This is a genomic window from Neobacillus niacini, from assembly GCF_023715415.1.
Lineage (GTDB): Bacteria > Bacillota > Bacilli > Bacillales > Cytobacillaceae > Neobacillus > Neobacillus niacini_C.
The window spans coordinates 268,207-292,808 of sequence record NZ_JAMBOB010000005.1; the positions used below are offsets into that span (position 1 = coordinate 268,207).

Below are 24,602 nucleotides of genomic sequence, written 5' to 3' on the forward strand. Positions count from 1 at the left end.
ATACTTACATTCTGAGTAGAGCCATTATTGGAATCAATAATCGGTTGATCTGTTATCTACGTAATTCTTGTTGATATATTTCATGTAATTTCAGGTTAGATAAGGTATTCATGTGTGAGTTTTCCCGAACAGACCGGTACTTAGATGGAAAGACAAATAAGCTGGATAGGTCGTCTGGCAGAGTTTGATGCGGGACGAATACTTTTCTATTCTGCAAATTCAGCTGTTTCTTTGATGCCAGATGAAATCCCCAATCCCCGAATGATGGAACTTCGGTATGGTAACTCCTGATATTCATTCCAGTTCCTTTAAGTGATAATCCGATGCTCCAGTAAACAAAGGGTGCATACTCTGGTGAATGTGATTGACAGACTAGAATACCATCTTCCGTTAGAAGATTGGATAATTTACTAAAGAATTCTACTGTATACAATCTGCTCAATATCTCATCACCCGGATCGGGTAAGTCCACAATGATGACGTCATAGAGTTCCTTTTGCTCTTTTTGAAAAACCTGAATATCCTTTTGATGAACAGATACTCGCTTATCATGGAGGGCTCTACCGTTTAAGGAAGCTACTTTAGGTATGTTACGCGCTATGTGTATCATCAATGGGTCAAGGTCTACTAAGTCAATATGCTTCACATCAGGGTATTTAAGCACTTCACGAATAGCAAAGCCATCCCCGCCGCCTGCAATTAGCACACGATTTCTTTTTGGAGCCATGGAAAGGGCAGGGTGAACTAGAGCCTCATGATAGATTTGTTCATCTAAAGAACTAAACTGAAGCTGCTTGTCTAAATACAGTCGCACATCTTTGGTCTCTAGCACTAAAACAGAATCTCCCTTAGTACTGCCTTTGTATAGGACTGTGTGGGAATTGGAGAGGAGATGATGAAGTTCCTGGTCTTGCACTTTATTTGGAAGGAAAGTTGCTAGGCGTAAGGATTGTATTGAGTTGACAACAGCTTGTTTTTTGACTGACTTTACCTGCTGCGTAAAAGTAAACCATGATTTTAGATTTTTCGGAAGTGAACGGTTTTTGACATCGCGTTTTTTCCCTTCATCCCAAATTAGTTTAGATTTCCCGGCAAGATGAAATCCACAATCTCCAAACCAAGGAACATTAACATGATAGTTAAGTGTATGAAGTGAAGCGCTTTGGATTGTTTTCTCAATACACCAGAAGGCAGACGGATTATCTTCAGGCGAAGCAGACTGTGAAACCAATATACCGTCATGTGTCAGGAGTTTGGTTAATTTTTTAAACAGTTCTTTCGTATACATTTTGCTTATTTCTTTTGTGTCTGGTCGTGGAAGATTAACGATGATCACATCAAATGATTCTTGTTCAGTCATAAAGAAGTCATGTATGCTGCTCTGGATGATTTGCACTCGTTTATCTAAAAGAGACCCTTCGTTAAGTTCAGAAATTTCAATTGTTTTCTGGGCAGCTAAAAGGGTTTCAGCGGACAGAGGTACTAAACTAACATGACAGACATCTGGATATTTGAGAACCTCGCGCAATGCCATTCCGCATTCATCACCGATAATTAATACACGTTCATGCTTATCTGATAGGAACATGGTCGGATGAACCAGAGCTTCGTAATAGATCCGTTCATCTAAGCTATTCCAAACTAATTGATCATTCCAGTATAAACGTATATTTTTTGTTTCTAGCAAGAGCACGTCCTGAAATGGACTCTGCCCCTCAAAAAGAATTTGATAAGGACCAGTTAATATTTGGTTTAACTCAATCAAATCGTATACATCCCCACGATAGGAATGATCTATGTGACTTTTTGACAAAATTATTCACCTCTATAAATTAGTTACAGTCATTATATGGATAAGCCGAAAAAACGTGTGGCTTATCCACAAATAACATGGAAGTTTCAGATAGAGGCAAATGTACATTTTTTAGTTGCTGGGTAAATGGAGACTAATCTATTGAAAATGTCCAATACCTAAAAAAAGTTTGCCGGAGTCATACTCTTGAGGACAGCCTCATAGACTTGTACAAAAAGCTGTCTAAAGGTTGGTGGGAATAATGCGGTCTACTCCTGAAGAAATACGACGACGAATCGCAAAAAGGAAAAAAGAAAAGGGGTCATCTGGAAATGGGCCTGAAAGAGAAATAAGCTGGCCGGGGGACGATGAAAAATATGGTTTTAACAATTATTCCTCCTTTGATCCAGGTAAGGATGAAGGCGTTCATCCATTATTTAAAAAGGAAGTTTTCATTTTCAAGATCCTGGCATCCGCTGTTTTATTTCTTGTGATTGCAATTATGTTCAGAGAAAATTCTGCAACATTTGCTCCAGCGAAGGAGTTTGTAACGAAAACAATGGAGCAGGATTTTAAATTTGCCACTGTATCTAAATGGTATGAAGATCAATTTGGTAAGCCATTAGCACTTCTGCCTTTTACGGAGGAAGGAAAGGGAGAAGAGAAAAACGTTGTTGAAAAAGAACAGGATATACCTGTGTTTTCAGGAAAAGTCCTCGAAAACTTTGAGAAAAATGGACAGGGAATCATGATTGAAACAACTAAGGGAGCAACCGTTGAAGCGATGAAAGAGGGAAATGTCATGTTTGCGGGTGTGAAGGAAGATACGGGTAAAACGGTCATTATCCAGCACGCTGACCAAACACAGTCCACCTACGGTAATCTCGATGATATTAAGGTTAGTTTATACGAGTTTATTGAAACCGAAACCGTCGTGGGTACAGCCTCAGAATCAACGGGTGAAGATAAAACAAAGGGAAAATATTACTTTTCTATAAAAAAAGGCGATGATTTTATCGACCCGATTCAGGTGATACGCGTTGAATAGAGTCATACATTTATTACAACATGTATATATCCATCCCTTGTTATGGATTGTCATCGCGATATCGATTGCTACAGCACATTTCCTTGAGCTATGCTTGTTAATCGCCATCATTTTTGTACACGAGATGGGGCATGCTGCTGCAGCTTCTTTTTTTTCATGGAGAATTAAAAAAATCACCCTCCTCCCCTTTGGTGGGGTGGCTGAAATGGAGGAACATGGCAACCGGCCATTAAAGGAAGAGGCTATTGTTGTCCTCGCAGGTCCAATACAGCATATCTGGATGGTAGCATTAGCGTACGCACTATTTTCCTTTGATTTGATGTCTGAGGATTTGTTTCTTTTATTTTTAAACTACAACATTATGATTTTTATCTTTAATATGTTTCCGGTCTGGCCGCTTGATGGTGGAAAGCTTATTTTTATGCTACTCTCCTTAAAAAAATCATTTCCCATAGCCCACCGGTTAACGCTAATCATTTCTTTTTTCAGCGTTGGAATCTTTTCGTTAGTAACATTCCTAGCAGCTCCACAGCAAATAAATGTTTGGATTATCGTAGGCTTTTTACTGTTCTCACTCTACCATGAGTGGAAACAGCGCCGATATATTTTTATGAGGTTTTTACTCGAACGTTATTATGGCAAAAAAAGTGATCTCCAAGCTCTGAAACCAATTCAGGCAAATGAGCAAGACTTGCTAATAGACGTTCTGGAAAAATTTCAGCGGGGTTGCAAGCACCCAATTATTATCGAGAGTGATGGCAAAGAAAAAGGAATGCTAGATGAAAACGAACTACTACATGCTTATTTTTCAGAAAAGCGATTAACGGATAAAATCAGCGACCTTCTTTTTTCTTACTAATTAGGTATAATAGTAACAATCAGAAAAAAGCGAGGAAGTTCGATTGGAAAAGTTAATTATTAATGCACAATCAAGAGAAAAGAGATTTGCTTATGTCAGGGATAATATAGTTGAAAAAATTATTATTGACCGGCCAGAGCAGAGATCTCTGGTCGGTAATATTTATTATGGGACCGTAACAAAGGTCCTTCCAGGAATGAATGCTGCCTTTATCGATATTGGTGAGGAGAAAAATGCTTATTTACATAGAGATGTGCTAGCTTCATATGTATTATCGCCAGAGCGGAGCAATGATAAGGAAAAGAAAAGTGTAACTACCTATGTTCATCAAGGTCAAAAGTTAATAGTCCAAGTTGATAAGGACGCAACTGGTCCAAAAGGGGCAAGGGTAACAGGGATTATTGAGTTAAATGGGGACAATCTTATTTATATGCCTCAAGGACGCTATGTGGCAGTCTCAAAAAAAATTGTTGATGAAAAGGAAAATCTCCGTAGTATTGGCATGAAACTTAAAAGTGAAGACGAAGGTCTAATTTTTCGAACATCAAGTACCTCAGTAACCCAAGAGGAAATGGAGAAAGAACTAAACAGCTTACGAGGACATTATTCAGAACTACTGGAAAAAGCTGCATCTCTTAAAAAGCCTGGGGTACTATTTCAAAAAGATACCTTTACACAATTAGTTCTTGATTCGATTACTGGGTTGTCAGCTGGTGAAGTAATTATTGATGATCTATCCTTAAAAAAATTAATACAATCAAGACAGCCTAATCTAATAATTACTTATTATAATGGAAAAGAAAATATATTCGCACACCATCGAATCGAGCATGAAATTGACAAGGCGCTTAAGCGAATTGCCTGGCTCGATAATGGAGCATATTTAATTTTTGACGAGACGGAAGCCTTAACGATTATTGATGTCAATACGGGAAAATTCTCCGGCAAAAATGATTATCAGGATACAGTAGTTAAAACCAATACTCTTGCAGCAATTGAAATTGCCCGCCAGCTGAAACTTCGCGATATCGGCGGGATTGTCCTGATAGACTTTATTAATATGCAAAACGAAAAAGATAAACGGTACATCCAAGAAACGATAGAGAAAGAATTTCAGAAGGACAGTACTAGGACTAAGATAATTGGTTTTACAACACTTGGAATCCTGCAGGTAACCCGGAAAAAAACGAAGGTCTCACTTGCAGAAGCCCTTCAGGAAAAATGTCCAGTTTGCGATGGGACAGGAAGAATTTTAAGTGCAGAGACGATAGCATTCCGCTTAGAGCGGGAATTACTTGAACACCGAAATTCTGAATCGGAAGCGGTATTAGTTGAAACAACTCTAGCTGTAAAAGAGGCAATCGCACCACATCTTGATATGCTGGAAGAATGGCTGAAATTTAAGGTGTATTTTTCGATTCAGCCAACTGCTCATCATTATTATGTAGTAAAACAATTTGGAAAGCATGGCGAGTTAGCACAAAAAGCTGGAGAACCTTATTGACACTAAAGCCTATACCGTGATAAAATTATCGATGTTATGTTTGTAGCACCCGTGCTACAACCGCACAGGACAGGTATTAAGCTGGATGCTTTTGCATTTGCGCCTGTATATGGCGAGTCTGAGTTTATAAGGAGGTGCAGTTATGTACGCAATTATCGAAACAGGTGGTAAGCAAATCAAGGTAGAAGCTGGTCAAGCTATCTATATTGAAAAGCTAAACGCTGAAGCTGGTGAAACAGTTACATTTGATAAGGTATTATTCGTTGGCGGTGAAAATGTAAAAGTAGGAAGTCCATTAGTGGCTGGTGCTACTGTTACAGCTAAAGTTGAAAAACAAGGTCGCGCTAAGAAAATTATCGTTTTCAAATACAAAGCGAAGAAAAACAACCGTAAAAAGCAAGGTCATCGTCAGCCATACACTAAAGTAGTAATCGAAGCGATCAACGCTTAAGTTGTTGGGCACTAGATGATTAAAATTACGATTAATCGTACTGAATCCGAATCGATTCAATCCTTTGAAATAAGTGGTCATGCTTTTTTTGCTGACAGGGGCAAGGATATCGTCTGTGCAGGCGCATCTGCAGTATCCGTCGGCGCTATCAATGCGGTGCACGCCTTAACGGGTGTCACTCCAGAGATTGAGCAGGGAGATGGCTTTCTCCGCTGTATCATTCCAGAAAATATTCAGAATGATATATTTGAGAAGGTTCAACTTCTTCTTGAAGGTATGGTTATTTCATTACAAACGATTGAAGAAGAATACGGTAAGCACATAAAAATTACCTTCAAAAAGTGGGAGGTGGAATAAATGTTATTAAAATTAGATCTTCAGTTGTTTGCATCTAAAAAGGGAGTAGGTTCTACTAGAAACGGACGTGACTCTCAAGCAAAACGTCTTGGCGCTAAGCGTGCAGATGGTCAATTCGTATCTGGTGGTTCAATCCTTTACCGTCAACGCGGTACAAAGATTTACCCAGGTGAAAACGTAGGCCGTGGAGGAGACGACACTCTTTTTGCAAAAATCGACGGCGTTGTGAAATTCGAACGTTTTGGTCGTGACCGTAAAAAAGTGAGCGTTTATCCAGTAGCTCAAGAAGCATAAGCATTCAGAGAAAACTCTAACCTGATTGGTTAGGGTTTTCTTTTTAATTATCTAGGAAAAAATATCCAATTATAAACTCCAATTTGACCTTCTATGAAAAGCCTCATATTACCTCAAATGGAAAACATTCACGCAAAATTGCTTACTCATGTGAACTTTTTTGATATACTAACATCAAATAGTATTTCGAGACCCTAGCTAGGAGTGCGATTATGGACAAAGAATGGGATATCATTGAAGTGCTGCGGCACTCACGGCATGATTGGCTGAATAGGCTGCAGTTAATCAAAGGCAACTTGGATTTAAATAGAATTGACCGGGCAAAAGAATATATAAATGAAATTGTGATTGAAGCACAGCATGAATCAAACCTCTCAAATTTACACTTGCCAGGGTTTGCTTCCTTGCTCCTAAAATCAAATTGGGAAAATCATTTGTTTCAGCTTGAATATGAGGTACTTACTGACTTTCAAGCCGTGAAAATAAATGATAACATTCTGTCGAATTGGACAGAATCCTTCTTTATTTGCTTAGATCAGGCAATTGAGGCCTTTCAAGAAAATCATTTATCAATAACAATTCAACCGCAATCAGATGGAGTTCGTTTCTTTTTTGATTTTAGCGGAATAATAATAAAAAAAGAACTGATTGAGCAATTCCTGAACTCATCGGAAATACAGTATGTAGTAAAGGAATTCTCAGAAAACGAACTAGGTTTAGAAGTCTTTATGTCAATGGTGTAAGCTTGTATTCCATTCGTTTATCAGTCAAATCAGGAGGATTCACATGTTTGTCGATCAAACGAAGATATACGTAAAAGGTGGAGACGGCGGTAATGGAATGGTTGCGTTTCGCCGTGAAAAATATGTACCAATGGGCGGGCCTGCTGGCGGAGACGGTGGTAAAGGTGCCAATGTTGTATTTGAAGTAAATGAAGGCTTGCGTACATTAATGGATTTCCGTTATCAACGCCATTGGAAAGCCCCTCGTGGTGAGCATGGGATGTCCAAAAATCAGCACGGTAAAAATGCGAAAGATATGATTGTTAAGGTACCACCTGGCACAGTCGTTATGGATGCAGAAACAAAAGAAGTTATAGCCGACCTTGTCGAAAATGGTCAACGTGCCGTCATTGCTAAAGGTGGACGAGGTGGACGAGGAAATTCCCGTTTCGCAACCCCTTCAAATCCAGCACCAGAGCTTGCTGAGAATGGCGAACCAGGCCAAGAGCGTGATGTTATCCTTGAATTAAAGCTGCTCGCTGACGTTGGACTTGTTGGATTCCCTAGTGTTGGGAAATCAACTTTATTATCTGTCGTTTCTTCAGCAAAACCTAAGATTGCTGAGTATCATTTCACAACAATTGTTCCAAATCTAGGAATGGTTGAAACCGAAGATAACAGAAGTTTTGTTATGGCAGACCTTCCAGGGCTTATTGAAGGTGCAAGTGAAGGTGTGGGACTTGGTCATCAATTCTTACGTCATATTGAACGTACACGAGTAATCGTTCATGTCATCGATATGGCAGCAATCGAAGGCCGCGATCCTTATGAGGATTATCTGACTATTAATAAAGAGCTAGAAGAGTACAACCTCCGCTTAACTGAGCGTCCGCAAATTATTGTTGCGAATAAAATGGACATGCCGGATGCGGAAGAGAATCTGCAAAAATTTAAAGAGCAGCTTGAAGAGGATTTTCCGATATTTCCGATTTCTGCACTTTCAAGAAAAGGCTTGAGAGAGTTATTATTTGCGATTGCAGACAAAATCGAGCAGACTCCAGAATTTCCTCTTGATCATGAAGAAGAGGATACAGGTGTTAATCGCGTTCTTTACAAGCATGAGGCAGATCCTGAGGCCTTCTATATAACTCGAGAACCAGATGGATCATTTGTCATCTCAGGGGAAAAGGTTGAAAAACTATTTAAGATGACCAACTTCCAAACAGAAGAATCTATTCGTCGTTTTTCAAGACAGCTCCGTGGTTTAGGTATAGATGATGCTTTAAGGCAAAAAGGTGCAAAAGATGGGGATACCGTTAAATTATTAGAATTTGAATTTGAATTTGTTGATTAGGTAATTGAGGGGACTTTGAGAAATTCTAGCTAAGGCGCCCCAAATCAGTCGTAGTTCGGGCGCTTTAGCTTTTTCTAATCAGGTGGGGTATAGAGATGAAAAATGAAAAATTTGATAAGAAATTTTATTTAATAAGAGAAGATGTCTTGCCTGAAGCCATGAAGAAAACACTGGATGTAAAAGAAATGCTTGAGAGAGGGAAGGCAGAATCTATTTGGGATGCTGTACAACAAGTAGACTTAAGCAGAAGTGCCTATTATAAATACAGGGATACTGTATTTCCTTTTTCTACAGTGGTAAAGGAACGATTAGTAACACTCTTTTTCCATCTCGAAGATCGTTCAGGAACATTGTCTAAGCTGCTGGGTGTAGTTGCATCTTCTGGCTGCAATGTGTTGACGATACATCAAACTATACCGCTGCAAGGTAGAGCAAACGTTACACTTTCGCTAAATACCACCGATATTTCTACGGATATCGATGAGCTGCTCTCGGAATTACGCAAGCTGGAATTCGTCGAAAAAGTAGAAGTGCTTGGAACAGGCGCATAATTGATCATTTTTACAGCAGAGAGAGATTTTTGTTAGGGAGTGTGTGAAATCATGAAAATTGGTTTTTTAGGACCAAAGGCAACATTCACTGAATTAGCGGTGAAAAAGGTTTTTCGTGGATTTGAACTTGAACCGTACCGAACGATTCCTGAATCCATGGATGCAGTTGTCAGTAAAAAAGTAGATTTAGCGGTTGTTCCAATTGAAAATACCCTTGAAGGCACAGTTAATATAACGATAGATTACTTAACCCATGTGGTTCAATTGCCGATTGTTGGAGAAATTACCATTCCAATCAAGCAGCATCTGATGGTACACCCTACTAATCGAGAAAATTGGCAGAATGTTCAGAAGGTGTACAGTCACTCTCATGCGATTGCCCAATGCCATAAATTCTTACATACTCAGTTTCACGGGATTCCTTATGAGAGTATCAGTTCCACGGCTGCTGCAGCGAAAATGGTGATGGACCACCCTGAATTGAATGTTGCCGCCATTGCCAATGAATTGGCTGCAGAAGAATATGGGTTATCGATTGTTCAACGTAATATTCATGACTTTGATCATAACCATACCCGTTTTTTCGTGCTATCAGAAAAGGGGCTGGATTTTGAGGAACTTAGCGGTTCGTCCCATTATAAAACAACCCTGATGGTCACACTTCCAACCGATAAAGCCGGAACGCTGCATATGGTCCTATCTGCTTTTGCTTGGCGAAAAATAAACCTGTCTAAGATTGAATCAAGACCGATGAAAACTGGAATTGGTAATTATTTTTTCATTATTGATTTGGAAATGAAGCTTGATGAGGTACTGATACCAGGCGCAATGGCCGAGCTCGAAGCACTAGGCTGTGGAGTTACATTATTGGGAAGTTACCCATCTAAAATGGTTGAATTAAACTAAAAGTACCGGGCATATGCTCGGTACTTTTAGTTTAATATTCAATTAAAAAGCCAGCTTCCTTTAATGCAGCTTCAGCTTTGTCCAAGGTTTGCACGGTAGACGCTGCGATTGTATGGAGATGAATGCCGCCTGTTAACTCTGATAATAACGAGGCCTTCGTCGTTTGGATATTATCCATAAATTGTTTGACTTCTTGGCGATTGGATACCATAATCGACGCCGTTAAATCTCCGTATACCGCATGTTCAACTTTTACATCCTTTACCAATACACCATGATCAACGAGTAAATTTAGCTCTTTTTCGGTGTCGTCTGGTATGTGCCTGCAGGCGATGGTCCTTTCAAATAATGGAACGCCAGTGTTTTGCTTAAAATACAAATAGCCTTGGCTTGTTGCAATGATTGGCTCATCTTTTGCTTTCAGGAGCGTAATATCCCCGACAATGACCTGTCTGCTTACATTTGTCCGGGTTGCTAACTCACTTCCTTTAAGCGGCACAGGACTGTCCTTAAGCAGCTCTAAAATGAAAGCTCTCCTTTCATCCCCTAATATTTTTTTTTGCTCTGCCATATATACCTCCTAGGTGTTTCTATTTCTATATTCTAGCATAGTTTCTATCGTTTAAATTTTTTTACAATATCTACAATAGTCTCTCCAAGCTTTACGACATCTTCTCTATTGGTCGAAGTTCCAAACGAAATCCGGATAAATTCTTTTGCCTCTTGTGGGCTTAATCCTAATGCTTGTGTCACTTTTGCAGGAGACTGTAAGCCGATTTGACAGGCACTTCCGGTTGAAATCGCAAACCCATACCGATTACATTCTAACATCATCCATTGTCCTTCAATCCCAGAAATCCGTAAACCAATGATTGAAGGTAATTGTGACGCCGAATCAGCCTGATGTATATGGACAAATTCATTAATAGGCTTAAGCGACTCCATAAAAGCTGTGCGAAGCTCTAAATATTTAACGTAGTTTTGTTCCGAATTGCCATGTATCTTTTGAGCAGCCGCAGTCATTGCTGCAATCGCAGGCACATTTACAGTTCCTGGTCTAAATCCTTTTTCATGAGAGCTCCCTGGAAAAAATGGTCTCCACGAAATGGTCGGGTCTATATAAACTCCGCCAACCCCTTTTGGACCATAAATTTTATGACCAGAGAACGAAAAACTGCTAACAAGTTGGGTAAGACTTCGCACATCAATTTTTCCAAAAGATTGAACAAAATCGCTGTGAAAATGAATGTTATTCTCCCGGCAAATTCGTGCGATATCTTCAATTGGCTGAATAGTTCCAATTTCCGAATTAACATGCTGTATGGCCACTAATACGGTTTCCGAAGTAATGGTACGCTTCAATTCTTCTACATCAATGAGCCCGGAAGCTTTAAAAGGTAAAAAGGTAATACTGTACCCTTCTAGTCGGTTGAGAACTCCATGGATAGAAGAGTGCTCAGCCAATCCGGCAATAATATGCTTTCCAGGTTTTTTTGGCGCCGATAATAACGCCTCAATGGCAAGAAAATTTCCCTCTGAACCACCACTTGTAAAGTACAGCCCCTTTTGGTTAATACCTAAAAGATTTGCCAGCTCTTGACGGCAATTCTCGAGCAAGTCCTGTGACTGTCCACCGATATCATGGAGGGAGCTTGAATTCCCAAAATACTCAGTAGAAGCCTGTACAAACACCTCTGCAGCTTCAGAATCTAACGGAGTGGTAGCAGCAAAATCAAAATATATCATAGTAATCTCCAATATTAGTATTTTTGAATATTGATAACTGGCTTTTAAAAATTTTCTTGTATTTAGTTTAAATCTATGTAAATATAGATGTCAAGACACCTGTTAATCCAGGAGGCAATATGATGACAAATAGTGATGTTTTAATTTTAGGAAGTGGGATTGCTGCATTGCAGTTAGCCTCGCTTTTAAATAAGGATTTAAATGTGAGGATACTCACAAAGGGAAAAGTAAGAACAGCCAATTCTTATTTGGCCCAAGGTGGTATTGCTGCAGCTATTGGCAAGCATGATCACCCTAGTAAACATATTGCTGATACGCTTGAAGCGGGAAGATATCACAATAATCAAGAAGCTGTCGAGCAAATCATTAACGCTGCACCTGGGCTTATTACGTTCATTTCTGAACAAGGATCTGTTTTTGATAAAAATCACAACGGTGAATTGCTATTAGGGATGGAAGGGGCACATAGCGAAAAGCGGATTGTTCATGGTGGCGGTGACGCAACAGGTAAAAACGTGGTTGAGTTTCTTATTACCAAGCTGAAGGAAAATGTCACCATTGATGAAAATGTTTTTGCTTATGAATTATTGCTGGATTCTAAGAAAACCTGCATTGGTGTAAAAGCGAAGGAACAGGATGGCACGATAAAGTACCACTACAGCACGAATACCATTCTAGCAACTGGTGGATGTGGACAATTGTTCACCTATACTTCAAATGCCCCAACGGTCAACGGTGACGGAATCGCAATGGCTTATCGAGCTGGAGCTGAAATTGTGGATATGGAGTTTATTCAATTCCATCCAACACTCCTCTACCTAAATGGTGAAACAAAAGGGTTGATTTCGGAAGCGGTTCGCGGCGAAGGAGCCATCCTTGTTACCGATGACGGCACGCCAATCATGGAAGGTGTACATCCGCTCAAGGATCTTGCACCAAGGCATGTTGTTTCGCAGAAAATCTATGACTATCGTAAAAATGGCTACAATGTATATTTAGATATTAGTAATATAGAAAACTTTAAGGATCGTTTCCCTTCGATTACCTCTATTTGCGAGGAAAATGGACTTCAACTATCAGAGGGAAGAATCCCAGTGGCACCCGGCAGTCATTTCTTAATGGGTGGTGTCAAAACAGACCTAGCAGGAAGAACTTCAATAAAGGGACTTTATGCAATTGGTGAAGCCGCCTGCACAGGGTTGCACGGTGCTAACCGTCTGGCAAGTAATTCTCTATTAGAAGGTTTATATATGGGGAAAAAGCTATCCAAATGGTTAAATGAGTCAGCATATAAACAAATCCATGGGAAGATGCAGATTGGACCGTATATTCAAAAGGAAAAAGTAATCTTACCAGATACTCAGCAAATCAAGGATTACATGATGGAGCGGGTCGGAATTGTCCGAGATGCTGTTAATCTTCGAAAACAAAAAGCTTGGTTAGACCATTTTAAAGTCCACCAAATCGATAATTTTGACGCCTATTCTTTTGAAGAGATGACTCAGATTTTTATGCTGATTACGGCGAATTTAATTACTGAATCTGCTTTGAAGCGAACAGAGAGCCGTGGCGGTCATTATCGAAGTGATTTCCCAGCAGAAGATCACCTACATTGGTTAAATAAAACCATTATTCATAAAATTAGCAAGGAAATGGAGAGAAACCATGAACACATTGAAACTGCGCTTGCTACTTGAGCAATTTTTTATTGAGGATATTGGGGAACAGGATATTACTTCCGATTTAATTTTTCCAGATGATACAACAGGTGAAATTGTCTTTCTTTCAAAGGATAATGGAATATTCTGCGGAGAAGAGATTATTAATACGGGATTTAAGCTATTGAATCAGGAAATTAAGACACAGGTTTTTGTGAAGGATGGTCAAGCCATAGAATTTGGCCAAAAGCTTGCAACAGCCTCAGGTAAAATATCTGATTTGCTAAAAGGGGAAAGAGTGGTTCTTAACCTAATTCAAAGAATGAGTGGGATTGCGACTCTTACTAGAAAAGCCGTTGATACTCTTGACAGTGGTCATACAAAAATTTGTGATACCCGCAAAACAACACCCGGCTTAAGAATGCTTGAAAAGTATGCTGTTACCACTGGTGGAGGCTATAACCACCGTTTTGGCTTATATGATGGAATTATGATAAAAGATAATCATATTTCTTTTGCTGGATCCATTTCACATGCAGTGGGAAGTGTTCGAGCTAAGGCCGGTCATATGGTGAAGGTGGAAGTTGAAGTTGAAACCGAAGCTCAGGTTAAAGAAGCTGTTAGTGCTGGTGCCGATGTGATTATGTTTGATAATCGTACTCCAGATGAAATTAAAGAACTAATTAAGTTCGTTCCGGATGGATTAATTACAGAAGCATCAGGCGGTATTCAATTGTCTAATTTAGCTGGTTATCGTGATACCGGTGTTGATTATGTTTCACTCGGATTTTTAACACATTCATATAAAGCACTGGATATAAGCGTCAAAGTCCTATGGAGTAAAGGGGAGAAATAAGATGAGTTTTTTAGCGACAATGCAAAAAAATAAGATGATTCCTGAGAAATACAAACAAATGTCAAGGGAAGAGTTAGAGGCTAGAGTCATTGAAGTGAAAAATAAGTTAGGCTCAAAACTTTTTATTCCAGGACATCATTATCAAAAGGATGAAGTAGTCCAGTTTGCTGATGCAACAGGTGATTCTTTAAAACTTGCTCAATTATCAGCTGAAAATAAAGACGCAGAATTTATTGTTTTCTGCGGTGTACACTTTATGGCGGAAACAGCAGATATTCTAACAGATGAGAATCAAAAGGTGATTCTTCCTGACATGCGGGCAGGCTGCTCCATGGCGGACATGGCAGACCTTGATCAGACTGAAAAGGCATGGGAAATCCTGCAAGGAATCTTTGGAGATAGTATTCTTCCATTAACATATGTTAATTCAACAGCGGCGATTAAATCATTTGTTGGTGCTCATGGCGGTGCGAGTGTAACCTCTTCTAATGCAGAGACCATGGTAAAGTGGGCATTCACCCAAAAAGAACGGATTTTATTTTTACCAGATCAGCATTTAGGCAGAAATACCGCTGCTGATTTAGGTATTGGTTTAGATGAAATGGCTGTATGGAATCCGATTACTCACTCACTTGAATACGAAGGCGATCCTTTAAAAATAAAAGTTATCCTTTGGAAGGGTCACTGCTCTGTCCATGAGAACTTTACGGTTCAGAATGTCCATGATACACGAAGCAATTATCCGAACATGAAGATTATTGTTCATCCAGAGTGCCGCCGTGAGGTTGTAGTATTATCGGATATGGCTGGGTCCACAAGTTATATTATTAATGCAATTGAAAAAGCAGAGCCAGGTTCTGAGTGGGCGATTGGAACAGAGATGAATCTAGTTAATCGTTTAATAAAAAATCATCCAGATAAAAAGATTATGTCTTTGAATCCGCAGATGTGTCCTTGTTTAACGATGAACAGAATTGATTTGCCGCATTTAGTTTGGAGTTTGGATACCTTAGAAGAAACAAAAAATATTATTAAGGTAAGCCCTGAAATTGCAGAAAATGCGAAATTAGCGCTTGAACGGATGTTACAAAACGCATAATGATTAGGTAGATGCAATTTTCATAAATTGCATCTACTTTTATTTTATAGAGGTTGATTCATATTCTTGGGAAAAAAAGCATAAGTTTTTCTGAAGAATGTTAGCACTTTGCCTATCATCACATAGAATATATGGACTTATGCATAGGAGGGAAATCAGAGTGAAGATCCATATCGTACAGAAAGGGGATACTCTTTGGAAAATCGCCAAGAAGTACGGCGTGAATTTTGAAGAGCTGAAAAAGATGAATTCACAGCTCAGCAACCCTGATATGATTATGCCCGGTATGAAAATAAAAGTCCCAACAACAGGTGGAAATATAAAAAAAGAAGCGCCTATGGGAACAAAGCCGGGGGCCACAATCAACTTAGGCTCAAAGAAAGAAATGCCGATTGCTGAGCAACCGATTACCAAAGAGAAACCAAAAGAAATGCCGATTAAAACCGCTCCAAAGAAGGAGGTTCCAATAAAGGAAGCACCTATTAAGGAAGCACCAATAAAAGAGGCTCCGAAAAAAGAAGCTCCAATGAAAGTAGTACCAGTACCAGTGCCAGTACCAGTGCCTGCTAAAGTAAAACCTGTTAAAGAAATTCCAATTAAAGAAGCTCCAATTAAGGAAATGCCTATTAAGGAAGCGCCAGTTAAAACACCAGTTAAAACGCCAATTATCGAAACACCAAAAACACCTTATACTCCAAAAATGCCCCTGCAAATCATCCCAGAAATTGATATTAACAACTATTATTTGAACAATATGACCAATATGGAGGTTAAACAGCCTGTTCTACCTCCAAAACCAGCAAACATACTTCCTGAAATGAAAGAACCTGCGAAAGAAATGCCGGTTATGCCTGTACAAGAAGCACCGATGTCAAACGAGCTTCCTGTCCAACAGCAAATGCCGCAAGATTTTTGTACACCGATGACACCAATCTTGCCAGGTTCTGGATATTGTCCGCCGCCACCGAAATGGTGCCCGCCGCCACCTTGTCCGCCTGTAGGATTTATGCCATACCCTCAGGTTCAAGGAGCTGCAATGCACCATATGCCAAATATGCTGCATAATCAACCTGGACCAATGCCAGGTGTAGCTGGTGCAGAATTTATGCCATATGGGTATGATGATGAGTCTTCATCCTTTATGCCGCAATTACCGACAACAAACCCTATGGGAGGTCAGATGCCAGGAATGGGTCAAATGCCGATGGGAGGTCAGATGCCAGGAATGGGTCAAATGCCGATGGGAGGTCAGATGCCAGGAATGGGCCAAATGCCGATGGGCGGCCAAATGCCGGGAATGGGCCAAATGCCGATGGGCGGCCAGATGCCAGGAATGGGCCAAATGCCGATGGGCGGCCAGATGCCAGGAATGGACCAAATGCCAATGGGCGGCCAGATGCCAGGAATGGACCAAATGCCGATGGGAGGTCAGATGCCAGGAATGGGTCAAATGCCGATGGGAGGTCAGATGCCAGGAATGGGCCAAATGCCAATGGGCGGCCAAATGCCGGGAATGGACCAATTGACCATGGGCAGTCAAATGCCGGGAATAGACCAAATGCCGATGGGGGGTCAAATGATGGGCGGATACGACCAATTCCCAGCTGATGATCAATTGCCTTCATTTGATGAAAGTTCTGAGTTCCCAACAGGTATGCAAGGAATGGGAGCGCCAATGGGTCAAGGTTTCAACCAGCCAGGAATGGGAGGACCGATGGGTCAAGGCTTCGGCCAGCCAGGAATGGGAAGCCCAATGGGTCAAGGCTTTGGTCAGCCAGGAATGGGAGGCCCAATGGGACCAGGATTCGGTCAACCAGGAATGGGAGGCCCAATGGGACCAGGATTCGGTCAGCCAGGAATGGGAGGCCCAATGGGACCAGGATTCGGGCAACCAGGAATGGGAGGCCCAATGGGACCAGGATTCGGTCAGCCAGGAATGGGAGGCCCAATGGGACCGGGCTTCGGTCAGCCAGGAATGGGAGGCCCAATGGGACCGGGCTTCGGTCAGCCAGGAATGGGAGGACCGATGGGTCAAGGATTTGGTCAACCAGGAATGGGAGGCCCAATGGGACCAGGCTTCGGTCAGCCAGGAATGGGAGGCCCAATGGGTCAAGGATTCGGTCAACCAGGAATGGGAGGCCCAATGGGACCAGACTTCGGCCAACCAGGAATGGGTGCACCATATGGTCAAATGCCTTACGGTTACCCGCAAATGGGTCCAGGACCACAAGTAATGGGAGCTCAAGACTTTGAATCACCAGATATGGGAATGCCTTTTGCCGGCGGTCAAATGCCAGGTATGCAGCAGCAATATCCTGCTCAAGGGGGATTACCAATGGGAGCAGGTGGTGATTGTGGCTGTGGTGGACCAAAACCACTGGCAATGCCGCAGCAGCCATTTGTGCCGCCAACACCTCCTATCTATAGTGCACCATATACAGGACCAGCAAATGTAGCGCAGCCTCCGTATATGAACCCTTATGGAATGGGTCCAATGGACGGAATGATGCGTTACAATGATGAAAGCAATGAGTATGACTTTTAATCAAAAAGGAGACGATGATTATTTCATTCGTCTCCTCTCTTATTTACGCTCCCAATTTAAAGAACCTATCGTTGAAATGGTGCCTTATCGAAAAAGTGTAATTTTAATAAAAACAGAAAAAAATACTTATATGCTAAAAGGTTTCCATACGAATAAACGGCTTCGGCTTCAAGAGGCATTTACCTCAACTCTTAGGAGTGAAGGATTTGCAAAAACCTATCTTTTTGTCCATCCTCAAATGAAAGATCCATTATTTTTCGAGGGGACATACTTTGGGTGTATGGAATACATTCCACCAAATAAAACGCCTTTTTCATTTCAATCCCAAAAAAACCGCCAGGAGGGACTTGAACTTCTAGAACAATTTCATCAAGTAACTTCGTCCTTTGAATCACGTTATCGTACGTTAATTCCTAAAGGGATTATTATTGAAAAATGGAGAGATAGAGGATCGACGTTTTCCTCTAATATTTCTACAATAAAATACTTTATTAATGATCATATTTTATCCGAAATGGTCCAATGGGCAAATTGGTCACTAAATGGAATGGAAAAAGACCGCTCTCTGTTTGTCAATGAACCATATTGTATTCTTCATGGAGATGTTGCCCATCATAATTTCTTACGTGACTCAAAAGGACAATTACATCTCATTGATTTCGATTTAATTAGTATTGGCCCAGCTTCACTGGATTATTTACAATATGCCAATCGAATTCTTCCTAATCTTGATTGGTCATTTGAACGACTTTCTAATTTTTCGCAATTCCAAAGCTTACTGAACGAGAAATCATTTCTGTACGCATTAGCCTATCCTGCAGATATTTTCCGTGAATGGAACCGGCTCATTCGTGAAGGATCGTATCGTGACCAGCAGAAATATAATCAAATTATGAATTTAAGTGTGGGTCAGTACTACTCACGTAAAAAATTCATTGATACTTTAAAGATGCTGACAAAATAACTTTCATGGTCGATTATGGCAGAATGAAAACCCCCATAAACTCACAACCTAATTCTGAGCATATTCTTTATGCTCACGCATCGTAGAGGGGGTTTTTCGTTTGTTTAATTTGAAACAGTGGATGATTCCTCTGTCCGCCTTGCTAGCTGTTGGGCTGTCAGGTTGCGCAAATGATGACCGTGCTGCTATGGACAAAGATCACAAAAATATGGGGCAGCCAGTGGGATACTATTCAGATGAGAATCATAAAAATGGCTCCAATGGAATGCCTGGGGATAATGATGGTCCCTTCACTGAATTTATGGACCATAATCTTGGAATTGAAAACCAAGCAAATAATGAAGAGCGCAGAAAGCAGTTTCGGGATAGAGATGAAAATGGAAATCCACCAAACCCGACAAAGCCGCGCGCAAACCATGACCATAATTTTTTTCAACGGGATAATCAATTTAGTACCAGTGATGTGAATTACCATGGTCATTTGAATCAAAGAGCTGGTAATACGGGAATGAAGACAACGAAACCCGAAAATCAGGACCGTATGACAGAAAGAATTAAAAGCAAGGTATCGGACATTGAAAATGTACGTGAAATCCGCTCCGTTCTTTATGGTAATTCTGTAATGGTTTCCGTTAAATTAAACAATAACGATCGAGCTGAAGAAACAAAAAGAGCCATCCAAGATGCAGTTAAGCCGATGGCCGACGGCAGACCAGTTCAAGTTATTATAGATGATGGAGCACTTGGTCGGGATGGTAACAGAAACAATGATTCCCAGCGATTAGAACCTAATAGCCGCAAATAATTTTAAAAAGAGGCAAAGCTGAAAAAAGGCTTTGTCTCTTTTGATTTTTTCAAAAAAGGATAAAAAGGGAAAAAAAGGCTAAACTAGTAGTGAAAAAGAATTAAATCTCTAATACTAAGAGGTGATTATGCATGAGGTTCAATTGGGTAACACAGTATCGGCTTGGTTTAGCCTTTGTTGCGGTTGTTCTCTTCATGTCCATCGGAAAGCTGCCAGGAATAATGGTAACTGGCTCTGCCGAAAAAGTGGAAAACCATCAAGATCAGCAAATGACGGAACCTCAGCAGTTGACGATTATTTTGGAAAGAATCTATCTTGATGGAGAAATAAGTGAGGAAGTAGTCCTTGATTCCTACTGGTCCATTGAAAACTTTTGGGCGAAGTATGATCAATGGCAGTTAGTTGAAATGGATGCAACCACCATGGTGTTTAGAAAACAGATGGATGACATTTCACCATTACTTAAAGCGAATGGTTATTTCGGCATTACCGAGGATGGCGTGTTAACCATCTTTAATGGCCGTCCTGACCGATCACGAATCATCCAATCTTTTTTTCAGATAGATGTAAAAAAGCTTGAAAGCAGAAAACAAGAAGAGCTGATTCACGGCATTCCGATAAAGACAAAGGACCGGTTTGTAGAAGTGCTAGAAACCTTTAAACCCTATTCGAAGCAAGAATAAAAAAGTCTCATGAAAACTCATGAGGCTTTTTTGTGTTTCCAACACTTTATTTAGCTCATTCTATTTGCCCGAAAAAAGAAAAAAGGTGAATTTCGGTCCAGTGGGAAGCTTCTACGTGCCCGAAAAAAGAAAATACGTAAAATTAGGTCGAGTGGGGGTTCTCTACACGCCAGAAAAAGCCAAAAAAGCGAATTTCAGTCCAGTGGGAATAGTAGGCTCCTTTAATAACCACCAACCAGCATGCTATTTTTAAAAACCTCATCCTAAAGTTGTAGATAAAGTTCAAGCTTTTTTCTGAGGGAGGAATTTCCAAAATCCTTTAAGCTTAAGACATCAAGTTAAACACTTAAAGGAGCGATTAATAATGGAAAATAAAGTGGTTATGATTACGGGTGCATCAAAAGGTCTAGGAAGGGCATTAACTCTTGCATTTGCAAAGGAAGGTGCGCAACTTGCTATATGCGCTCGATCATCAAAAGGGCTAATAGAAGTAAAAAATGAAGCAGAAGCGTTGGGTGCTGAGGTCCTCGCTGTTATAGCAGATATTTCACTAACTAGAGATGTAGAAAGGTTTGTCGCCATGACCGAAGAAGCATTTGGTCAAATAGATGTTCTCATAAACAATGCTTCGATTCTCGGGCCAAGTCCGATGCCGCTTTTGCTCGACTATCCTGAAGAAGATTTTGCGGAAGTCTTACGGGTCAATTCCATTGCGCCATTCCTCGTAACACGCAGAGTGATACCAGGAATGCTGCAGCGAAATCAAGGCTCAATCATCAATGTAACCTCAGAAGCGGGGCATGTTGGCTATGCAGGCTGGGGCGCCTATGGGATTTCCAAATTTGCTGTTGAGGGACTAACAGAAACTTGGGCAGATGAGCTTAGTGAAACGAACCTAAGGGTAAATATGGTCGATCCAGGGGAAATGGATACAGAAATGCATCAATTAGCGGTTCCTGACTGTGATTATTCACTAGCAAAGCCTGAGGATGTCGTCAACGTGTTCTTGTATTTAGCTTCTGATAAGTCAATTGGGATTACAGGTCAGCGATTTGAAGCGCAAGAGTTTAAAGGGGAGGGATTATGATGGCAGCAACAGCATTTGATTTCTATTTACCTTCTGAGTTAAATGCTTCTCATCCGCCTGAAAGACGAGGAATCAGAAGAGATCATGTGAAGATGATGGTTTTAGATAAAAAAACTGGAAACGTAAGGCATGATCGATTTTTCAGACTTGCTGATTATCTAAAGCCAAGTGACCTAGTTGTCATGAATAACAGCCGAACAGTACCTGCCATCCTTCAAGCTACACTTCTAAGACATACAAAACAAGTCCAACAAGATGTTGAAATTCGGCTTGCCAGACGTCGCAATGAAGAAACGTGGGATGTGTTAATCGTGACAGACGACGTTGGATTAGGTGATATCCTGCAATTTTCGCCAGAACTGTCCGCAGTTGTCGTCGATTTAAAAGAAAGTTCACCACTAAAAACAATCTCTTTCTCTAAAAAAGGAACAGATCTATTTAATAGTATTTATGCACTGGGGGAACCGATCCGCTATGAATATATCCAAAACAAATGGGGGCTGGACTATTATCAAACAGTTTTTGCCAGCCAGCCTGGCTCAGTTGAAATGCCTTCTGCCGGAAGAGCCTTCAGCTGGGAGCTTTTGTTCAACCTTCAACGGAAGGGAATTGAGCTTGATTTTATTCGGCTTCATACCGGGCTTAGCTATCTATTAGATGACGAGTATGAACCATCACCAGCTGATAATTTCGAAGAATATCATCTGTCTGAAAAAACAATTGAAAAAATTCACAACACAAAAGCTGCTGGTGGAAGGGTGATTGCTGTGGGAACAACGGTGGTGAGAGCACTAGAGAGTGCAGGAGTTACTGGCAAGTTAAATGGTGTGACCAATCTTTATATTAATCAAAATTTCCCGCTGAAATTGGTTGATGGAATTATTACCGGTTTCCACGAACCAAAAGCGAGCCATCTGGATATGTTAACTGCGTTTGTTCCTCAGGATTTATTATGGAGTGCTTACGAAGAAGCGATTCACCAGCAATACCTTTGGCACGAATTTGGAGACATGAATTTAATTTTATAAAGGGGAAAAAGCGATGAACATTCACCATTTTGCCATTGAAGTTAGAGACTTGGAGACGTCAATAGCATTCTATCAAAAGTATCTAGGTCTCCATGAAGAAAATCGACTTCAATTCAATAAAGAAAACATAGTCTTTTTGGCAAATAATGATTTCAGAATTGAACTCATTTCAGGAGGACAACAAAACGTCTCCCAAAGTATTCACATCTGTTTAGAAGTAGACAATGTGCATGAGATAATCAGGAAATTTAACGAACATCATATTTCGGCATTAGAAGGTCCTTACAAGTTAAACAATGGCTGGGAAACCGTTTTTTATACTGGTCCTGACAATGAGGTAATTGAGTTTCTACAAATTAGGGAGAAAGCTGAACATTAATTTATCAGCTTTTTCCCTGTTTCTTGCTTGCCACGATGCTTGTTATGCGACTATGATTTAATCAATAGATTAAGAGATTGTGCGGGGTGAAGGCATGTCCAGGAATGAAGAAATCGGCATTTTAAAGGAAATTGCTGAGCTTTTGAACGAAGGTGTAGATTCAAAGACTGTTTTAGCTGGGGTATTAAAAAAACTCCTCCATCTGACTGGGCTGCAAACAGGCTGGATTTTTCTAATAAATGATAATGGGCAGCATCACCTGGCAGCAACAGAGTCTTTACCCGAACCATTGGCCCAACAGGATAACCAAAGAATGTGTAAGGGTGATTGCTGGTGTGTCAGTCGATACAACAACGGTAAATTGAACAAGGCGGTCAACATTATCGAATGTCAGCGGATTGAAAATGTAATCCTCGAGAATGCAGGTGACACCGGCGGTCTAACCCATCATGCTACTGTCCCGTTAAGAGCGGGAAATGAGCGATTTGGAATTCTAAATGTCGGTTCACCTAATAAAACACATTTTCAAAAAGATGAACTCGCACTGTTAGAGGCAGTAGCCTTTCAAATTGGGACTGCACTGAAAAGAATCAAATTAACACAAAGAGAGCAGGAAACAGCTCTCATCTCCGAGCGAAATCGTCTTGCACGGGATTTGCATGACTCTGTTAACCAATTACTATTTTCACTAAGTCTGACAGCGAGAGCAGGCAGAGAAATGACTGAAAGCGAAGAGGTTAAACAAACCTTTGCGTATATTCAAGATCTCTCTCAGGAAGCACTTGGCGAAATGAGGGCGCTCATTTGGCAGTTAAAACCCCAGGGGCTAGAAAATGGCATTATTAGTGCATTAAGAAGCTATGCTGAAATGCTCGGATTAAGCATTGAGGCAAAATTAATAGGAATCTCAAGCTTTCCTGAAAGAATAGAAGAAGCTCTGTGGAGAATTGGCCAGGAGGCGCTTGGCAATTGTAAAAAGCATTCACAGGTAAGTGATGTTTCCTTAGTTTTAGTGAGGAGCAGTGAAGCTGTAACGATGACCATAAAAGACCAGGGATGCGGGTTCTTTTACGATGAGAGTTTTGAACTGCCCACGTACGGACTGAAAAATATGAAATCAAGGACAGAAGCATTGAATGGCACTTTTCTATTAAACAGCAAGCCAGGAAGCGGAACAGAGATTCAAATACAGATTCCAATCTAGGGGGAGAAACAATGGGGATTCGTATATTAATCGCAGATGACCACCATGTAGTAAGACGAGGACTGGCATTTTTTCTAAAAACACAGCGAGATATTGAAATTATTGGAGAAGCGGGCAATGGTAAAGAAGCGGTTGAACTGGCTAGAACATTGAAACCTGATCTTATTCTTATGGATCTTGTTATGCCAGAGATGGATGGAATAGAGGCGACAAAAATAATTAAAACAGAACTGCCCGAAATAAAAATTATGATGTTGACGAGTTTTTCTGACCAAGACCATGTCATTCCGGCGCTAGAAGCAGGTGCATCTGGTTATCAGCTGAAAGACATTGAGCCTGATGAGTTAATAAATTGTATTAAAAAAATTATGAGCGGGGAAAATCAGCTTCATCCCAAAGCCACTTCTCATTTACTTGCCAATTTATCAAATAAAGACAAAAAAGATGATAACAGGTTAATTTCTGAGTTAACGAAGAGAGAATTAGATGTTCTCAAAGAAATTGCAAAAGGAAAGAGCAATAAGGAAATCGCCTCTTCCTTATTCATTACGGAAAAAACCGTGAAAACTCACGTTTCAAATCTTTTAGCAAAACTTGAATTGGCAGACCGAACTCAAGCGGCCCTTTTTGCTGTAAAGAATCAACTGGTGGAGTAATAAAACACAGAATATTTTTATTCTTTCCTTTATAGACTTCTTTTTCTATTCCTT

At 40.5% G+C, this 24,602-nt stretch carries 24 protein-coding genes, 2 pseudogenes and 1 other annotated feature; of the genes and pseudogenes, 22 read left to right on the plus strand and 4 right to left on the minus strand.

Annotated elements, in window-relative coordinates; translation table 11 throughout:
* Positions 1 to 52 precede the first annotated feature (52 nt).
* Entirely contained in the window at positions 53 to 1,813 is a 1,761-nt protein-coding gene (locus tag M3189_RS13345; protein WP_251634566.1) for a spermidine synthase, read from the minus strand.
* 241 nt (positions 1,814 to 2,054) lie between these two features.
* Between M3189_RS13345 and M3189_RS13350 the strand changes: the two genes are divergently transcribed.
* The 10 genes from M3189_RS13350 (at position 2,055) to pheA (ending at position 9,838) form a co-directional block, all read left to right on the plus strand.
* Positions 2,055 to 2,840 carry a M23 family metallopeptidase gene (locus M3189_RS13350; RefSeq protein ID WP_251634567.1) on the plus strand — a complete coding sequence of 262 codons (786 nt, stop codon included), beginning with the start codon at positions 2,055 to 2,057 and terminating at the stop codon, positions 2,838 to 2,840.
* Positions 2,833 to 3,699, plus strand: a complete 867-nt coding sequence (locus M3189_RS13355; protein ID WP_251634568.1) for a M50 family metallopeptidase — start codon at positions 2,833 to 2,835, stop codon at positions 3,697 to 3,699. Before M3189_RS13350 ends, M3189_RS13355 begins: the two co-directional genes overlap by 8 nt.
* A gap of 43 nt (positions 3,700 to 3,742) precedes the next feature.
* Positions 3,743 to 5,203, plus strand: coding sequence for an Rne/Rng family ribonuclease (locus M3189_RS13360; RefSeq protein WP_251634569.1), 1,461 nt, complete (start codon positions 3,743 to 3,745; stop codon positions 5,201 to 5,203).
* A 48-nt stretch (positions 5,204 to 5,251) separates the two neighbouring features.
* Positions 5,252 to 5,333, plus strand: a sequence feature (ribosomal protein L21 leader region).
* 12 nt (positions 5,334 to 5,345) lie between these two features.
* Positions 5,346 to 5,654: a 50S ribosomal protein L21 gene (gene rplU / locus M3189_RS13365; RefSeq protein WP_045523405.1), complete on the plus strand. Its 309-nt coding sequence runs from the start codon at positions 5,346 to 5,348 to the stop codon at positions 5,652 to 5,654.
* 15 nt (positions 5,655 to 5,669) lie between these two features.
* Complete coding sequence (locus M3189_RS13370) at positions 5,670 to 6,011, plus strand: ribosomal-processing cysteine protease Prp (protein WP_251634570.1); 342 nt, start codon at positions 5,670 to 5,672, stop codon at positions 6,009 to 6,011.
* On the plus strand, positions 6,012 to 6,305 hold the full coding sequence (gene rpmA, locus M3189_RS13375) for a 50S ribosomal protein L27 (protein ID WP_095248784.1): 294 nt from the start codon (positions 6,012 to 6,014) through the stop codon (positions 6,303 to 6,305). It abuts the gene before it with no gap.
* A 212-nt stretch (positions 6,306 to 6,517) separates the two neighbouring features.
* On the plus strand, positions 6,518 to 7,048 hold the full coding sequence (locus M3189_RS13380; RefSeq protein WP_251634571.1) for a sporulation initiation phosphotransferase B: 531 nt from the start codon (positions 6,518 to 6,520) through the stop codon (positions 7,046 to 7,048).
* A gap of 43 nt (positions 7,049 to 7,091) precedes the next feature.
* Positions 7,092 to 8,381, plus strand: a complete 1,290-nt coding sequence (gene obgE, locus M3189_RS13385) for a GTPase ObgE (protein WP_251634572.1) — start codon at positions 7,092 to 7,094, stop codon at positions 8,379 to 8,381.
* Between the two features lie 95 nt (positions 8,382 to 8,476).
* Complete coding sequence (locus M3189_RS13390) at positions 8,477 to 8,932, plus strand: ACT domain-containing protein (protein WP_095248781.1); 456 nt, start codon at positions 8,477 to 8,479, stop codon at positions 8,930 to 8,932.
* Between the two features lie 51 nt (positions 8,933 to 8,983).
* A complete protein-coding gene (pheA, locus tag M3189_RS13395; protein WP_251634573.1) occupies positions 8,984 to 9,838 on the plus strand; it encodes a prephenate dehydratase in 855 nt (284 codons plus the stop codon).
* A 31-nt stretch (positions 9,839 to 9,869) separates the two neighbouring features.
* Here the strand turns inward: pheA and M3189_RS13400 are convergent, their stop codons facing one another.
* Positions 9,870 to 10,409 (minus strand): transcription repressor NadR, encoded by a 540-nt coding sequence (locus M3189_RS13400; protein ID WP_251634574.1) that lies wholly within the window; start codon positions 10,407 to 10,409, stop codon positions 9,870 to 9,872.
* Positions 10,410 to 10,453: 44 nt separating this feature from the next.
* Positions 10,454 to 11,584, minus strand: a complete 1,131-nt coding sequence (locus M3189_RS13405; protein WP_251634575.1) for an IscS subfamily cysteine desulfurase — start codon at positions 11,582 to 11,584, stop codon at positions 10,454 to 10,456.
* Between the two features lie 122 nt (positions 11,585 to 11,706).
* On the opposite strand from M3189_RS13405, the gene nadB reads away from it, so the two are divergent.
* The 4 genes and pseudogenes from nadB to safA all read left to right on the plus strand — a co-directional run.
* The gene (gene nadB / locus M3189_RS13410) at positions 11,707 to 13,281 is read left to right on the plus strand and encodes an L-aspartate oxidase (RefSeq protein WP_251634576.1); all 1,575 of its coding nucleotides are present in this window, start codon (positions 11,707 to 11,709) and stop codon (positions 13,279 to 13,281) included.
* Complete coding sequence (nadC, locus tag M3189_RS13415; RefSeq protein WP_251634577.1) at positions 13,250 to 14,098, plus strand: carboxylating nicotinate-nucleotide diphosphorylase; 849 nt, start codon at positions 13,250 to 13,252, stop codon at positions 14,096 to 14,098. Before nadB ends, nadC begins: the two co-directional genes overlap by 32 nt.
* A gap of 1 nt (position 14,099) precedes the next feature.
* Positions 14,100 to 15,197: a quinolinate synthase NadA gene (nadA, locus tag M3189_RS13420; protein WP_251634578.1), complete on the plus strand. Its 1,098-nt coding sequence runs from the start codon at positions 14,100 to 14,102 to the stop codon at positions 15,195 to 15,197.
* A 139-nt stretch (positions 15,198 to 15,336) separates the two neighbouring features.
* Positions 15,337 to 15,492: pseudogene (gene safA / locus M3189_RS27155) on the plus strand (SafA/ExsA family spore coat assembly protein); the annotation flags it as partial.
* 182 nt (positions 15,493 to 15,674) lie between these two features.
* Here the strand turns inward: safA and M3189_RS27160 are convergent.
* Positions 15,675 to 15,866: pseudogene (locus M3189_RS27160) on the minus strand (hypothetical protein); the annotation flags it as partial.
* A 1,859-nt stretch (positions 15,867 to 17,725) separates the two neighbouring features.
* Between M3189_RS27160 and M3189_RS13430 the strand changes: the two are divergent.
* The 8 genes from M3189_RS13430 to M3189_RS13465 all read left to right on the plus strand — a co-directional run bounded on the left by M3189_RS13430 (position 17,726) and on the right by M3189_RS13465 (position 24,548).
* Positions 17,726 to 18,706 carry a phosphotransferase gene (locus M3189_RS13430; RefSeq protein WP_251634580.1) on the plus strand — a complete coding sequence of 327 codons (981 nt, stop codon included), beginning with the start codon at positions 17,726 to 17,728 and terminating at the stop codon, positions 18,704 to 18,706.
* A 100-nt stretch (positions 18,707 to 18,806) separates the two neighbouring features.
* The gene (locus tag M3189_RS13435) at positions 18,807 to 19,511 is read left to right on the plus strand and encodes a YhcN/YlaJ family sporulation lipoprotein (protein WP_251634581.1); all 705 of its coding nucleotides are present in this window, start codon (positions 18,807 to 18,809) and stop codon (positions 19,509 to 19,511) included.
* 131 nt (positions 19,512 to 19,642) lie between these two features.
* Complete coding sequence (locus tag M3189_RS13440) at positions 19,643 to 20,194, plus strand: intercompartmental signaling factor BofC (protein ID WP_251634582.1); 552 nt, start codon at positions 19,643 to 19,645, stop codon at positions 20,192 to 20,194.
* Positions 20,195 to 20,558: 364 nt separating this feature from the next.
* A complete protein-coding gene (locus M3189_RS13445; RefSeq protein ID WP_251634583.1) occupies positions 20,559 to 21,281 on the plus strand; it encodes an SDR family NAD(P)-dependent oxidoreductase in 723 nt (240 codons plus the stop codon).
* Entirely contained in the window at positions 21,281 to 22,309 is a 1,029-nt protein-coding gene (locus M3189_RS13450) for an S-adenosylmethionine:tRNA ribosyltransferase-isomerase (protein WP_251634584.1), read from the plus strand. Before M3189_RS13445 ends, M3189_RS13450 begins: the two co-directional genes overlap by 1 nt.
* Positions 22,310 to 22,322: 13 nt before the next feature.
* Entirely contained in the window at positions 22,323 to 22,688 is a 366-nt protein-coding gene (locus tag M3189_RS13455) for a VOC family protein (RefSeq protein WP_251634585.1), read from the plus strand.
* A 94-nt stretch (positions 22,689 to 22,782) separates the two neighbouring features.
* On the plus strand, positions 22,783 to 23,892 hold the full coding sequence (locus M3189_RS13460; RefSeq protein WP_251634586.1) for a GAF domain-containing sensor histidine kinase: 1,110 nt from the start codon (positions 22,783 to 22,785) through the stop codon (positions 23,890 to 23,892).
* A gap of 11 nt (positions 23,893 to 23,903) precedes the next feature.
* Positions 23,904 to 24,548, plus strand: coding sequence for a response regulator (locus tag M3189_RS13465; protein ID WP_251634587.1), 645 nt, complete (start codon positions 23,904 to 23,906; stop codon positions 24,546 to 24,548).
* Positions 24,549 to 24,602 lie beyond the last annotated feature (54 nt).